The sequence below is a fragment of the Kribbella sp. NPDC048837 genome, from assembly GCF_055586945.1.
Window position 1 is genome coordinate 529,728 of sequence record NZ_JBVJHF010000003.1, and the last position, 13,654, is coordinate 543,381.

The 13,654-nt window shown below is 70.5% G+C and carries 11 protein-coding genes and 1 riboswitch; of the genes, 2 read left to right on the forward strand and 9 right to left on the reverse strand.

The genetic code is table 11. The annotated features are described in order from the left end of the window. Position 1 precedes the first annotated feature (1 nt). The 8 genes from ACZ6O0_RS18160 to ACZ6O0_RS18195 all read right to left on the reverse strand — a co-directional run bounded on the left by ACZ6O0_RS18160 (position 2) and on the right by ACZ6O0_RS18195 (position 9,435). Complete coding sequence (locus ACZ6O0_RS18160) at positions 2 to 1,102, reverse strand: LolA family protein (protein ID WP_465766063.1); 1,101 nt, start codon at positions 1,100 to 1,102, stop codon at positions 2 to 4. Between the two features lie 158 nt (positions 1,103 to 1,260). Continuing rightward, positions 1,261 to 1,863, reverse strand: a complete 603-nt coding sequence (locus ACZ6O0_RS18165) for an LURP-one-related family protein (protein WP_465766064.1) — start codon at positions 1,861 to 1,863, stop codon at positions 1,261 to 1,263. Then, positions 1,860 to 3,227, reverse strand: coding sequence for a 5,6-dimethylbenzimidazole synthase (gene bluB / locus ACZ6O0_RS18170; protein ID WP_465766065.1), 1,368 nt, complete (start codon positions 3,225 to 3,227; stop codon positions 1,860 to 1,862). The genes ACZ6O0_RS18165 and bluB overlap by 4 nt, the downstream gene beginning before the upstream one ends. Continuing rightward, the gene (locus ACZ6O0_RS18175; protein ID WP_465766066.1) at positions 3,224 to 4,576 is read right to left on the reverse strand and encodes a cobyrinate a,c-diamide synthase; all 1,353 of its coding nucleotides are present in this window, start codon (positions 4,574 to 4,576) and stop codon (positions 3,224 to 3,226) included. Before ACZ6O0_RS18175 ends, bluB begins: the two co-directional genes overlap by 4 nt. After that, a complete protein-coding gene (cobO, locus tag ACZ6O0_RS18180) occupies positions 4,573 to 5,187 on the reverse strand; it encodes a cob(I)yrinic acid a,c-diamide adenosyltransferase (protein WP_465766067.1) in 615 nt (204 codons plus the stop codon). Before cobO ends, ACZ6O0_RS18175 begins: the two co-directional genes overlap by 4 nt. A gap of 1 nt (position 5,188) precedes the next feature. Then, entirely contained in the window at positions 5,189 to 7,189 is a 2,001-nt protein-coding gene (locus ACZ6O0_RS18185; RefSeq protein ID WP_465766068.1) for a putative cobaltochelatase, read from the reverse strand. A 72-nt stretch (positions 7,190 to 7,261) separates the two neighbouring features. Continuing rightward, positions 7,262 to 7,398: riboswitch (cobalamin riboswitch) on the reverse strand. 146 nt (positions 7,399 to 7,544) lie between these two features. Then, positions 7,545 to 8,405 carry an LLM class flavin-dependent oxidoreductase gene (locus tag ACZ6O0_RS18190; RefSeq protein WP_465766069.1) on the reverse strand — a complete coding sequence of 287 codons (861 nt, stop codon included), beginning with the start codon at positions 8,403 to 8,405 and terminating at the stop codon, positions 7,545 to 7,547. Between the two features lie 10 nt (positions 8,406 to 8,415). Further along, positions 8,416 to 9,435 (reverse strand): aldo/keto reductase, encoded by a 1,020-nt coding sequence (locus ACZ6O0_RS18195; RefSeq protein ID WP_465766070.1) that lies wholly within the window; start codon positions 9,433 to 9,435, stop codon positions 8,416 to 8,418. Between the two features lie 90 nt (positions 9,436 to 9,525). Here ACZ6O0_RS18195 and ACZ6O0_RS18200 point away from each other — a divergent pair, with 90 nt between their 5' ends. Together ACZ6O0_RS18200 and ACZ6O0_RS18205 are read left to right on the forward strand one after the other, a co-directional pair. After that, positions 9,526 to 10,179: a TetR/AcrR family transcriptional regulator gene (locus ACZ6O0_RS18200; protein ID WP_465766071.1), complete on the forward strand. Its 654-nt coding sequence runs from the start codon at positions 9,526 to 9,528 to the stop codon at positions 10,177 to 10,179. A gap of 247 nt (positions 10,180 to 10,426) precedes the next feature. Beyond that, positions 10,427 to 13,330: a helix-turn-helix transcriptional regulator gene (locus ACZ6O0_RS18205; RefSeq protein ID WP_465766072.1), complete on the forward strand. Its 2,904-nt coding sequence runs from the start codon at positions 10,427 to 10,429 to the stop codon at positions 13,328 to 13,330. Here the strand turns inward: ACZ6O0_RS18205 and ACZ6O0_RS18210 are convergent. Next, positions 13,324 to 13,596, reverse strand: a complete 273-nt coding sequence (locus ACZ6O0_RS18210; protein WP_465766073.1) for a hypothetical protein — start codon at positions 13,594 to 13,596, stop codon at positions 13,324 to 13,326. The genes ACZ6O0_RS18205 and ACZ6O0_RS18210 overlap by 7 nt on opposite strands. Positions 13,597 to 13,654: the final 58 nt, after the last annotated feature.

Here is a 13,654-nt window from a genome sequence, read left to right on the forward strand (position 1 = left end):
GTCAGCGGGGGGCCTTCGCTGCGGCGGCCTGGAGGGTGTCCGGGGTGACCAGGCCGACGAACACGCGGCCGTCGTCGGTGATCAGTGCGCTCACCATCTTGCTGGTGAGGACCTTGCCCTTCCCCCACGAACCCTGCACGGTCGGCGCCTTGAGCAACAGCTGGTCGAGCGGGCCGTTCCCGGTGGTCTTCACGCCGCGAATCATCGCCACGCTCTCCCAGCCGGTACCGATCACGGTCGGCCGGTCGGAGTTCGCCGGACCGGGCTTGGTGCCCTTCGGGCCGATCGTCTTCGGCGGCGTGACCTGCTTCGGAACCTCGCGGGTCTGGGGTGCCTTCTCCTCCGTCACCTTCACACCCTTCGGCGGGGTGAAGGTGAAGGTGCTCGCGGCGGGGACGTCGAACGAGACGGCGGAGAATCCGAGCTGGACGGCCGGGTCGTTCCCGGTCCGCGGCATCACGGTCACCTCGAGCGGGACCCAGGTCTTGGAATCGATCGCCAGGGTCACCGAGCCGACGGTCGTCTTGTCGGTCTTCGGTACCAGGCGCAGCTTGTACGCATCGCGGCCGGCCACCTTCTCGGTGCCGCTGACCTGGACCTTGGTGGTCGGGTCGATCGCGTCGAGGAACTGCTTGGCCACCGCCTGCGGGTCATAGCCCTGCGGCGCGGCCTTGGGAGTCGTGGAGTGCGCCGGAACAGTCAGCTTCACGGCCTCCCGCTTGGCCGAGTCGTACGCCCAGGCGGACTTGCCGTCGGTCGTCCAGACCCGCTCGGCCATGGTGTCGAGCACCGAGACCCGGGCCTTGTCGGGGGTGGCGTACGCCACCCGGGCGGTGTGCTCGCCGGACAGCAGCTCGGTCAGCTGGTTGCCACCCTCGACCCCGGGGATCGCGGGCAGGCCGAGATCCGTGTCGGAGCGGACGGTGCCGCTCAGGCCGTCGACCTTCGCGGTCTGCACCTTGGCGAGCAGGTCCTGCGCGGTGATCCCGGGCAGCTTCGGCGAGGCGTCCGCGACCACCGGCCCGAGCGTCCCCACACCCGCCACCACTGCGACCGCCGTGACCGGGACCAACCACCGTCGACTGCGCTGCGCTACACCCATGGGTCAAGCGTCGCACCGGCTCAGGCCGGAACCAAGGGGTCTCAGGGTCGGTTCACCCAAAAGAGTGAGTCCGGCGTACGACCGTGGTCGTACGCCGGACCCGGATCAGATTCAGCTCAGACTCAGCTCGGGCTCAGCTCAGGCTCGGGTGGGGCCGCTCAGCGGCTCTGGAGGGCGTCCAGGGCCACCGTCATCGCCGCCGCGACGCGGAAGTCCATCCGCTGGTCCTGGACGGTGATCCGGTAGCGGTCCCGGACCGACAGCCTCCGCTCGACCGAGAGTACCGGCTGCCCGGTCCCCCGCTCGACGAAGTCGAAGTGGAAGATGAACGGCAGCGGGATCTCGCCGATGAACGGGACGAAGTCCCAGACCCGGCGGATGATCGCGATGGTCGGGTTGCGCTCGGTCCCGTCGGTGTCGATGCCGGTACCGCTGAGCTGCCAGCTGGACCGCAGCAGGCTCTTGCCGAACTCCTTCTTGAACCAGCCGATCTGCTGCCCGTTCGCGTCGAACACGTCGTACCCGGAGCCCAGGTCGATCGTCTTGCGCGCCTTGAACGAGAACACCGGCCGGGACTTGGTGTCGTCGGAGTAGAAGGTGACCTGCTCCTTGAACGCCATCCGCTTCTGCTGCGCGAACGCCAGCAGCGGTCCGTCGCTCCCGTCCGGGTTGGTGGCGATCAGCTCGTACTTGTTCGCCATCATCGTCACCCGCTGCTTCATCGAGAACGCGGGCACGTACATGGGGGCCTCCGAAGTCATGCGGAGGAGTGTGCCATCCCACAGGCCGACGCACCGACCCTCAACCCCCGCGCCAGCGCCTCCGCCACCTCGGACTGCTCTACGACACGGACGACGAGCTCCCCGGCACCCTGCATCGCCAGATCCCGGGCGATCTCCACTCCGAGCTCGACCGCCTCCACCGGAGTCCGCGCCGGCCGCCAGAGCACGCCGAAATCGGCAGGCGACTTCGCCGCATCCAGTACGACGACCAGCGCCTCGGACTGCTCCAGGTGCGTCGCCGGATCTCCACCCACGACCACTCGCACCGTCTGCCGGCCAGCACTCGGTACGGCGCTCTCCCCCGCCTCCAGCGCATCGCCAACGATCGACGAATCGCGCCGGCCCCAATGATCGTGGTGAACCGCCCACGCGAGCGGTCGACGGGTGGCCCACCCCGTCCGCATCAACTCAGGCGCCGCCGCGAACTCCTCGACGTGCCCGACGCACAGGTAGCCGACGAGGTCGATATGAGCCGGCAGGTCGAGCACCGCCGCGACCTCACCCGGCTCGAAGAACGAGACCCAGCCGACGCCGAGGCCCTCGGCTCGCGCGGCCAGCCACAGGTTCTGGATGGCGATGGCAGCGGAGAACCAGGTCGTCCGCGGATCCGCGTGCCGTCCCAGCACGTGCCGTCCGCCGCGGCCCGGATCGCAGGTCACCGCGATGTTCAGCGGGGTGTCGAGGATCGCCTCGATCTTGAGCCCGTCGAACGCCCGCCGCCGATCCGCCGGCAGCGAGGCCGCGAACGCATCCCGCTGAGCGGTCGCGAGATCATGCACCTTCCGCCGGGTGGCGATGTCCCGGATCAGCAGGAAGTCCCACGGCTGACTCAAGCCGACACTCGGCGCCCGATGCGCCGCCTCGAGCACCCTGGTCAGCAGGGTGTCGTCGATCGGCACATCCACGAACCCTCGCCGGACGTCCCGCCGCTCGGCGATCACCCGGTGCACCACCGCACGTTCTGATGGTGTGTACCCAGGGGCAGCAGGCAGTCGACCCACGGCAGCTGTCGCGTTCGCGGAGCGGCGCTTGGTGACCACGAGTTCGGCGCCCGTGACGAGCACGGCAGCCTCGGCGACGCTCGCCGTACCCGCCAGCTCCTCGACCCGCTCACTAGGCGTCGGCGCGGATTGGCGTGCGAGCTCCGCCGACGACGCGGTCTGAAGCTCCGCCCCCAGCGACGCCACCAGACGTTGCAGCCCCGGCTCGGACTCCCGCCCGTCCACCGTGACGATAGTGCGCACCTCCCCCGCGCCGGCCGCGGTCAGCGCCTCGTCGACCAGGTCGCGCAGCTCGCGGTACGACGTACCCGCCCGCAGCCCGACTCCGACGACGAGCCTCACTTCTCCAGCCCCGCATGGACCCGCGCGGCCGCGACGAACCGGGCCGGCACATCCGGGCTCGCCGTCCAATGCAGATGCAGGTACGACGCGTGCACGCGGGGCAGCGTGATCCCTTCGACGCCACCCGGCAGGTACCACGCCGGATCCACCTCACCGTCGAGCTCCACCGCCGTACGGTGGAACTCGTGTCCGCGGACGCGGCGGCCCTCGTCGAAGAAGGCGCTCGTCGTCGCGGCGATCGCGGTGCGGTAACCGAGCGTCAGGCGGCCCGTCATCCGGCCGGTCGCGGGCAGGACGCCCGTCATCGGATGGCCGTCGAGCTCGCGGCACAGGTACAGCAGGCCGGCGCACTCCGCGATCACCGGCAGGCCGGCCGCGACCTCGGTGCCGACCTGGCGGCGGAGAGCGGTGTTGGCGGACAGCGCCTCCGCGTGCAGCTCGGGGAAACCGCCGCCGAGGTAGAGCGCTGAGGTTGCCTCAGGCAACGGATCGGTCAGCGGGTCGAAGGTCACCACCTCGGCGCCGGCGGCAACGAGCAGCTCGGTGGTCTCGGTGTAGTGGAAGGAGAAGACGGGGCCGGCGGCAACGGCGATCACCGGATGGCCCTCCTCGGCCGGGGTCACCTCGGCGGCCGGGTCCCAGGGCTCGGCGTCGTACGGCGAGGCGGCCCGGGCGGCCGCGACGAAGGCGTCCAGATCCACGCCGGCCCGGACCAGTTCGGCGGCGGCCTCGACCGCGTCGGCCGCCTGCTCCCGTTGCTCGCCGGCCGGGACCAGACCGAGGTGCCGGCTGGGAACGGTGAGGCGGGTGTCGCGCCGGAGGACGCCGAGCACCGGTACGCCGGTCGGCGCGACACCGGCCCGGACCTCGGCCTCGTGCCGGTCGGATCCGACCTTGTTCAGGATCACGCCGACGATCCGCACCTCGGTGTCGAAGGCAACGAAACCGGTGACGACGGCACCGACACTGCGCCCGGCCGCGGACGCGTCCACGACCAGGACGACGGGTGCCTTGAGCAACTTCGCGACGTGCGCGGTCGAGGCGTACCCCTCCGTTTCGAGGGCACCGTCGTACAGGCCCATCACGCCTTCGACGACGGCGATGTCCGCACCGGCGGCGCCGTGCGCGAACAACGGCGCGACCCGCTCCTCGCCCTGCAACATGGGGTCGAGGTTGCGGCCGGGCCGCGCGGTCGCGACCGCGTGGAAACCGGGGTCGATGTAGTCGGGACCGACCTTGAAGCCGGCCACCGTGTGCCCGGCCTGCCGCAGCGCCGCCATCAGGCCGACGGCGACCGTCGTCTTACCGGCTCCGGACGCCGGAGCGGCGACCACCACCCGTGGGATCACCACTCGATGCCTTTCTGTCCCTTCTGGCCCGCGTCCATCGGGTGCTTGATCTTGGTCATCTCGGTGACCAGGTCCGCGGCCTCGAGGAGCCGCGGGTCGGCGTTGCGTCCGGTGATGACGACGTACTGGTGGCCGGGCCGGTTCACCAGGGTCTCGACGACCTCGTCGACGTCGACCCAGCCCCACTTCATCGGGTAGGTGAACTCGTCCAGGACGTAGAGGTCGTGGGTCTCCGCCGCGATCCGGCGCTGGATCTCACGCCAGCCCTCGAGGGCATCGGCGGCGTGGTCCTCCTCGGTGCCGGCCTTGCGCGACCAGCTCCAGCCCTCGCCCATCTTGTGCCACTCGACCGGTCCGCCCTGACCGGTTGCCTCGTGCAACTGACCGAGGGCCTTGAACGCGCCCTCCTCGCCGACCTTCCACTTCGCGCTCTTGACGAACTGGAACACGCCGATGTTCCAGCCCTGGTTCCAGCCGCGCAGCGCCATCCCGAAGGCGGCCGTCGACTTCCCCTTCATCTCGCCGGTGTGCACCATCAGCAGCGGGCGGTTCCGGCGTTGCCGGGTGGTCAGGCCGTCCTCCGGCACCACGGCCGGCTGTCCCTTCGGCATCTCAGGCCGCCTTCCGCTCGGTCACGGTGCGAATGAGGTTGCCTGCGGCAACTTCACCGAGGTCGAGGTACTCGGCACCCAGATCCGCGGCGAGCTCGGCGGCCAGGCCGAGCCGGACGCCGCGGCGCGGTTCACAGTCGACCACGACGGTCGCGATCCCCTGCTGGGCGAGCCATCCGGCCGCCTGCCGGGCTTTGGCGAACGCGTTGTCCCCGTGGGTCGCGCGGCCGTCGGTGACGAGCACGAGCAGGGGGCGGCGGCGTGGGTCGCGGATCGCGGCGATCCGGAGGACTTCGGCCGCCTGGAGCAGTCCTTCGGCGAGCGGTGTGCGGCCGCCGGTGGGCAGCGACTCGAGCCGTCGTACGGCGGTCTCCACACTGCCGGTCGGCGGCAGCGCAACCGTGGCGTCGGCGCCGGCGAACGTGACGAGGCCGACGGTGTCACGCCGCTGGTAGGCGTCGAGGAGCAGCGAGACGATCGCCGTCTTCACCTCGCCCATCCGCTTCTTCGTCCCCATCGAGCCGGACGCGTCGACACAGAACAGCACAAGGTTGCCCTCACGACCCTCACGGACGCCTAGCCGTACGTCCGACGCCCGTACGGCGAGGCCCGCGCCGGTGCGACCCCGTGCATGCTGGTGCGGCGCGGCGGATCGAATGGTCGCCAGGAGATGCGGCCGCCCGGCCTCCCGCCCGACGCGTGCTCGATCCCCCACCACGCGCCCGGCCTCGGTGATCGCCCGGGAACGCCGCCCCGCAACCCCCGCCCCCGCGGCCTGCACACTCAACAACCGCGCTTTGTAAGGCTCCGAACTCCCGACGACGTCACCCGTCGGCCCGGGGCCTGCAGTTCCTGGCGCGGGTGCATCCACCTCCTCTCCACTGGAGTCGGAGGATGGATCCACACCCCCGCCCGGACCACCTGAGTCGTCGGGACCACCTGGACCATCCGGGTCGTCGTCCGGGTCCTGCGGGGGCGTGCTCTCCTGGATCGCCTGTTCCAGCTGCTCCTCGTCGAGGCCCGGGGCGTCGAAGGGGTTTCGGCGGCGTCGGTGTGGGAGGGCCAGCTTGGCCGCGGCACGGACGTCGTCGACCTCGACGACGGTGCGCCCGGACCACGCTGCGTGGGCGACCGCCGTACGGGCGGTGACCAGGTCGGCCCGCATCCCGTCGACGTCGAACGACGCACAGATCTCCGCGATCTGGCGGAGCGCGGCGTCGGTCAGGATCACCTCCGCGAGCAGATCGCGCGCCTTCACGATCCGCTCGGCGAGCTCGCGCTGCGGACCGTCGTACCCAGCCACGAAATCGGCCGGATCCGCCTCGTACCCGAGCCGCGCGCGCATCACCTCGACCCGGACCGCGGGATCGCGGCTCGCCACGACGTCGACGGTCAGGCCGAACCGGTCGAGCAGCTGCGGGCGGAGCTCGCCCTCCTCCGGGTTCATCGTGCCGACCAGGACGAAGCGCGCCGGGTGCGTGACCGACACCCCGTCGCGCTCGACGGTCGCGCGACCCATGGCGGCCGCGTCGAGCAGGACATCGACCAGGTGGTCGTGCAGGAGGTTGACCTCGTCGACGTACAGCAGCCCGCGGTTCGCGCCGGCGAGCAGGCCGGGTTCGTACGCCGTGATGCCCTCGGCGAGCGCCTTCTCGAGATGCAACGACCCGAGCACCCGGTCCTCGGTGGCGCCGACCGGCAACTCCACCAGCCGCGCCGGCCGGGTGAGGGTCTCGGGCACGGCCGGGTGCGGGCCGTCGGGGCAGGTGGGATCCGGGTGTTCGGGATCGCAGGAGAACCGGCAGCCTGGGACGACGTCCACCGGCGGGAGGATCTCGGTGAGAGCGCGGACCGCGGTCGACTTCGCCGTACCCTTCTCGCCCCGGATCAGCACACCGCCGATCGCCGGGGAGATGGCGGCCAGGATCAGGGCGAGTTGCAGATCGTCCATCCCGACCACCGCGGTGAACGGGAATCCGGTGGACGGTGAGGCAGGCCGCATCGGCGGTGGGTCCCTTCGTCGAGCGGGTGTCCGCGCCCGCTACGGCTGCTGGTACGCCGTACCGCGGAGACCGCGGCCCGACGGACGGACGCGGATGTCCTGGCTCCCGGGCAGCAGCTGAGCCGACCCGGTCACAGTGGCGGGACCGCCCCGGACTCCCGGCCGCAGCCGGTCACCGGTGTTCCTCCACAACCGTCGGCCCGATCATGGCACACCCCAGCCCTTCACTCAGCGACGAGGTTCACACGCGTACCGAACAACGGGTAGTGGTCCGCCCAGCGCCGAGCCGCGGCCGCCCGTCACACGGGACGCCGGAGCCTGGGGATGAGGACTACCCGTCCGTCGGTACGGCACCTCAGGCCGCGATGCTGATGAGCTCGTCGGCGACCCAGCGTGCGACCTGGGCCGGGTACGGGTCCGGGAGGCCCAGGACGATGTGTCCGAAGCCGGCGTCGACCGCCTCGGCGATCGCATCCTTGGTGGCACCGGGCTGGGCGTACGACACGGGCAGGTGGATCGAGCGGGTGATCGTCGCGGGGTCGCGGCCGATCTCCGCGCAATAGCGGTCGAGCAGTGCGCTGCGGCGTACGACGTCCTCGATGTCGCCGCCCGGGATGTTCCAGACGTCGGCGTGCTCGGCGACCACGCGGAGGGTGGCGGACGAGCGTCCGCCGATGAGGATCGGCGGGTGCGGGCGCTGGACGGGTTTGGGGTTGCCGAACGCGCCGGTGAGCTGGACGTAGCTGCCGTCGAAGTCGAACGGCTCGGTCTCGGTCCACAGCCGCCGGATGACGGTGCACGCTTCGGCGAGGGATTCCACCGAGTGCGCGAAGTCGTCGTACGGCAGGCCGTGGGCTTCGTACTCGCGCCGGGCCAGCGGGTGGCTCGGCCGTGAGCCCGCACCGATCCCGAAGTCGAGCCGTCCACCGGAGACGATGTCGACGGTCGTGGCGATCTTGGCCAGCATCGCCGGCGGCCGGAAGCGGTTGCTGGTCACGAGCAGACCAAGGCGCAGTCGCTGGGTCTGCGCGGCCAGCGCCGAGAGCAGCGTCCAGCCTTCGTACGCCGGTCCGCCCGGGTCCCCGGCGATCGGCATCAGGTGATCGAACAGCCACGCGTGCTCGATCTCCGGGATGGCGTCCGCCTCGCGCCACACCCGCAGTACGTCGTGATAGTCGACCTGCATCGGCGCGGTCATGATTCCGAAGCTGGGCATGGGTTCTCCTTCAGCGACGCCGCAGCGACGGCTCGAGCAGCGCGGGTGGGGTATCGAACTTCTCGTGCGGGGCGAGATCGGTGCCGGGGGCAACGATGCTGTCGACGGCGTCGAGGACGTCAGGACCGAGGACGGTGTCGGCTGCGGCGAGCTGGGAGTGCAGGTGGTCTACGGTCCGTGGCCCGATGAGCGCACTGGTGACGGCCGGGTGGGCGGTGACGAAGCCGAGGGCCAGTTGGATCAGCGTCAGGCCGGCCTCGTCGGCCACCTTCGCCAACTGCTCGACGGCCTCGAGTCGGGCCTGGTTGTACGGAAGCGTGGTGTCGAACCGTTCCGGTGCGAAGACCGAACGGCTGGTGCTGATCTCCTGGCCGGCGCGGACCGCACCCGACAACCAGCCGGACGCCAGCGGGCTCCAGGCCAGTACGCCCAGCCCGTACTCCTCGGTCACTGGCAGGACGTGGGCCTCGATCCCGCGCTGCAGAATCGAGTAGCTGGGCTGTTCGGTGACGTAACGGCTGAGGTGATGCTCGCGGGCGGCCCACTGCGCCTGCACGATCCGGTACGCCGGGAACGTCGACGACCCGAACGAGCGGATCTTCCCCGCGCGTTGCAGGTCGGTCAGCGCCGACAGTGTCTCCTCGTCGCTGGTGCTCGGGTCCCATCGGTGAATCTGGTAGAGGTCGACGTGATCGACGCCGAGCCGGCGGAGGCTGTTGTCGAGCGCGGTGACCAGCCAGCGGCGCGAACTGCCCTGGTGGTTGCGCTCGTCACCCATCGGCATGGTCGCCTTCGTGGCCAGCACGAGATCGTCGCGGCGGCCGGCGATGGCCTTGCCGACCAGCTCCTCGGACTCCCCCTGGCCGTACATGTCCGCGGTGTCGATCAGGTTGATCCCGGCCTCGAGAGCGGCGTCGACGATCGCGGTGGCCTCGTCCTGGCCGGTGCGGCCGATGGCGCCGAAGTTCATCGCGCCGAGCGCGAGGGTGCTGACCCGGACGCCGGTGCGACCCAAGGTGCGGTACTGCATAGCGGTGCTCCTCCTGGCATGATGGCCGAATACGGAACGACGTTCCGGTAATCAACATACGGAACATTGTTCCGTTTATCAAGGAGGGGCATGGCCGGATCAGAGCAGCCCGCCGCGCGGACGCAGAGCGACAGCGGAGCGGGAACGCCAGCCGCGCGGAAGCGGGGGGACAGTGCGGCGGGGCCGGCTGTTCAGCGGAAACGGGCTGATGCGCGGCGGAACGAGAAGACGTTGCTGGACGCCGCCGCGGCGGCCTTCGTCGAGTCCGGCGTCGACGCGCCCGTCCGCGACATCGCCGGGCGGGCGCGGGTCGGCGTCGCCACGATCTACCGCCACTTCCCGACCCGAGCCGACCTCATCGTCGCCGTCTACCGCCACCAGGTCGAAGCGTGTGCCGAGGCCGGCCCGGCGCTGCTCGCGGACAGCACCTCACCGCACGCCGCCCTGGCCAGTTGGATCGACCTCTTCGTCGACTTCCTGGTCACCAAGCACGGTCTCGCCGAGGCACTGCAGTCCGACGACGCCGCCTTCCAGACCCTGCACGCCTACTTCCTCGACCGCCTGGTTCCCGTCTGCGCCCAACTCCTCGAGGCCGCCGGCGCCGCGGGCGAGGTCCGCACCGACATCGACGCCTACGAACTGATGCGCGCCGTCGGCAACCTCTGCATCGGCGCGGAGAACACGCCCCGGTACGACGCCCGCCGCATGGTCGGCCTGTTGATCACCGGCCTACGCGTCACCTAGAAGCGCTCCAGAGAGACGTATCGCACCCGGAGCGCCAGGTCCCGCCGTCCCGCGATGCTGCAGCGCGACAAGCACTGCACAAGCGGTCCGGATCGGCCGGCGACTGCGATGGACGACCGCCTCAGGACACCTGTTAGGTGCACTCGAAACGGGCGAAGTGGTCCACCCTCGAGGGTCGAACGCTTGATCGGCGCGTGCCTCGCCGAGGGCTCCCGTCGGGACGTTGCAGGGTGTTCACTGAGTACCCATGGGGGGTCCGCAGCCCGATCGTCGCTTCGCCGGACGCGCTGCCGAACAACAGTTCCTCGGCGATGCACTACGGCACGCCGTCACCGGCGTCCCCCAAGCGATCGTCATCCACGGCGAAGCCGGCATCGGCAAGACCCGCCTGGCCCGCGAAGTCTGCAACGCCTCACACCTCAACGTCCTCTGGGGCTCCTGCGTCCACTTCGGCGGTGCATCGGTCCCCTTCGCCCCGATCGTGGGCGCCCTCCAGGACTGGCTCACCCACGCGGACCCCGGCGAAAAGGCCGAGACCCTGACCGGCACCGAAGGCCTGAACGCCCTGCTGCCGTCACTCGGCAGCAGCAACGGCGAAGCTGACAGCAGTGCAACGAGACTGCCGGTGCTGGTCGACCTCGTGCTGAACCGCATCGCCGAGCGGCGGCCGACCGCGGTGGTCATCGATGATCTGCAGTGGGCGGACGTCGCGTCGCTCGACGTGCTGGCGTACCTGATCGCCGGGTTCCGGGGGCAGCCTCTGGTAGTGATCGCCACCTGCCGGACCGAGGAACGGCCCGAGGGACATCCGCTGCACTCGTGGTTGGCGGACATGCGCCGGATGCCGTCGTTCAGTGAGCTTCGGCTGGAGTCGCTCGACCTGGAGGGCGCCACCGATCAGATCCACGGATTGCTGGGCAGAACACCCGACATCGAGCTCGTCAGCGAGGTTCTGGCCAGGTCGGACGGCAACCCCTACCTGATCGAGCTGATGGTCCGCGGCCTGTCCGGTGCCGAACACAGCCTGCCCGCGACCGTCCCGGCGGCCCTCAGCGACGCCTTGCTCGCCGCCTGGCACAGCATGTCCGACCAGTCCCGCCGGGTCACCAGAATCCTCGCCGTGAGCGGCCGCCCGACGTCATCCGCCGTACTGGGCGAAGTCGCGTCCGGACTCGAGACCACCGCTTCCCTGCTGGAGGCGCAGGATCGCGGCGTAGTACACACCGACGGTGGCAGCTGGTGGTTCCGCCATCCGCTCCTGGCCGAGGTCTTGTACGACGGCCTGCCCCCCGAACGAGCGGCCGACCTCCATGCCGACTACCTCCGCGTCCTCGAAGCGCGACCAGGTGAGGTCACCGCCGCCGATCTCGCCGTCCACAACGAAAAGGCCGGCAACCTCGACGCGACGTACCGCTGGTCCCTCATCGCGGCCGACCAAGCAGCACAGCTCCGAGCCCCCACCGAGGAAGCCATCCAGCTCCGCCGCGCCTGCACCCTCTGGGAAACAGTCTCCCCAACCATCCGAGGCAACCGCGACGAGAGGATCAAGCTGCTCCGACGGACGAGCTCGGCCTGCCGCCGGGCCGGCTGGCCGGAGGTGGGGGTCACACTCCTCACGGAGGCCTTGAGCCTGGTGGACAAGGAGCAGGAACCCTTGCTGGCTTGCGATCTGCTCGTCAGAAGGTCCGACGCCCGCTGGCAAACGGCGACGCCCGCTCTCGCTGACCTCGACGAGATCCATGAGGCAATCGCACTGACCGCTGGTCTCCCGGATAGCGCGGAGCGCGCGGTTGCGTTCGCCGAGCTGGCCGAGACCGAGACCATGTACGGCGTACCGGACGACGTGGTCCATGCGGCCGAAGCCGTCCGGATCGCCCGCGGGTCGGGCTCGGCGCAGGCCATCGGACGTGCTCTCAGCGCCCGCGCGGCGGTGTCGGACTACCGTTCGCCGGCGGATGCGCTGACCGACGCCGAGTTGGCGGAGTCGCTGGCGCGGTCGTGCGGGGATCTCGACACCGCCACCGGGGCCGCGATCTGGCGCTACGACGCTCTGCGCGCGCTCGGCCGGCGCGTCGAGGCCGCCGAGGTCACCGCTGCGGCCTACCAGGACGCGGTCGCCGCCGGTGCCGGCACCTGGGCCCATTTCCTCGCCTTCCAGGCCTCCGACTTGTTGATCGACCTCGGCCGCTGGGAGGAGTGCCGGGTGATGTTGCGGTCGGCGCTCGCCGCCCGCTGCGGCGGCATCCCGGGAGCAGGTGTCAGGTTGTCCGCGAGTCTGCTGGCGGTACGGTCCGGGCGGATCGAGGAGGCACGGCAGCACTTCGATCGGGCGTTGGAGCTGGTCTCCGAGGACTTCAACCCACTCCGTCCGCCGATGACCCGCACCGGTATCGAGCTGATGCTCGCCGAAGGCCGCGCCGCGGAGGCTCTCACCTGGGCACGCCCGCGGCTGCTCGTTCCGGATCTTCCCGAGCCGGACGACGACGCCGTGCTTCCGACCTATGTCCGAGCGGCAGCCGAGGCAACCCTGGACGGCGGGGACCACAACCTCGCGGAGATGGTCGACATGGTTCTCGACGAATGGCCGTGCGAGCCGTTCACCGTGGCCTTGGACGGCCCTGAGGTGCAGGCGATGGATCGATCGCTCCTCGCGGCCGAACTCGCACGCTGCCGGAAGTCACCGGACCAGGCTGAGCGTTGGCGCGACGCGAGTACAGCCTGCGGTACGGCGGGAAGCCGTTGGTACGAGGTCATGGCGCAGTGGCGGTGTGCCGAGGCTGGGCTGGCGAACGGATGGACTCCGTGGCGGGTGCGTGAGCTTCTGCGGGAGGCTCATGGGTCTGCGGTCGAGCTCGGGGCCGAGCCCTTGGTGGCCGAGATCGAAGGCTTGGCTCGGCGCGCGCGGATCGATGTGCAGGAGCCGGTTGCGGTGGTGGCGGCCGAGGACCCGCGGCTGGCGGGGCTCACTGGGCGGGAGCGGGAGGTGTTGGGGTTCTTGGTGGCTGGGCGGTCGAACGGGGAGATTGCCAAGGAGTTGTTCATCAGTGACAAGACGGTGAGCGTGCATGTCTCGAACATTCTGCGGAAGACGGGGACGACGAGCCGGGTGGCAGCCGCCGCTCTGGCTGAGCGGCGGCTGCCGGATCACTGAGCGCCGAGCGGATGGCGACGCCGGTAGGCCCAGAGGGCTGCCAGCGTGATTCCGGCTCCGCCGATGGCGCTTCCAGCGGCTTGCAGTCCTTCGGCGACGTTGTCGTCGACCTGGACGATCGGTCCCGGATAGCGGAAGACCGTGACAGGTTCTCCACGAGTGCCGGTCTCGGGGTCGACGTTGCGCGCCGAAGCCTGGGTCGTGCCGACCAGCAGGAACCCGCAGGTCAGTACCGGTACGGCGACCAGGGTGGCGATGTGCTTCATAACTCCTCCTCACGGCGCGGATCGCCGTCTGTCCTCCACCGTCCGTCGCGGCCGGGGA

What these genes read in the sequence shown, in the direction of transcription:
- ACZ6O0_RS18195 (WP_465766070.1), bottom strand. Translation starts at nt 9,435, where the DNA reads ATGCAGTACCGCACCTTGGGTCGCACCGGCGTCCGGGTCAGCACCCTC.
- ACZ6O0_RS18205 (WP_465766072.1), top strand. Translation starts at nt 10,427, where the DNA reads ATGGGGGGTCCGCAGCCCGATCGTCGCTTCGCCGGACGCGCTGCCGAA.
- ACZ6O0_RS18165 (WP_465766064.1), bottom strand. Translation starts at nt 1,863, where the DNA reads ATGACTTCGGAGGCCCCCATGTACGTGCCCGCGTTCTCGATGAAGCAG.
- ACZ6O0_RS18210 (WP_465766073.1), bottom strand. Translation starts at nt 13,596, where the DNA reads ATGAAGCACATCGCCACCCTGGTCGCCGTACCGGTACTGACCTGCGGG.
- ACZ6O0_RS18160 (WP_465766063.1), bottom strand. Translation starts at nt 1,102, where the DNA reads ATGGGTGTAGCGCAGCGCAGTCGACGGTGGTTGGTCCCGGTCACGGCG.
- ACZ6O0_RS18185 (WP_465766068.1), bottom strand. Translation starts at nt 7,189, where the DNA reads ATGCGGCCTGCCTCACCGTCCACCGGATTCCCGTTCACCGCGGTGGTC.
- ACZ6O0_RS18200 (WP_465766071.1), top strand. Translation starts at nt 9,526, where the DNA reads ATGGCCGGATCAGAGCAGCCCGCCGCGCGGACGCAGAGCGACAGCGGA.
- ACZ6O0_RS18190 (WP_465766069.1), bottom strand. Translation starts at nt 8,405, where the DNA reads ATGCCCAGCTTCGGAATCATGACCGCGCCGATGCAGGTCGACTATCAC.
- cobO (WP_465766067.1), bottom strand. Translation starts at nt 5,187, where the DNA reads ATGCCGAAGGGACAGCCGGCCGTGGTGCCGGAGGACGGCCTGACCACC.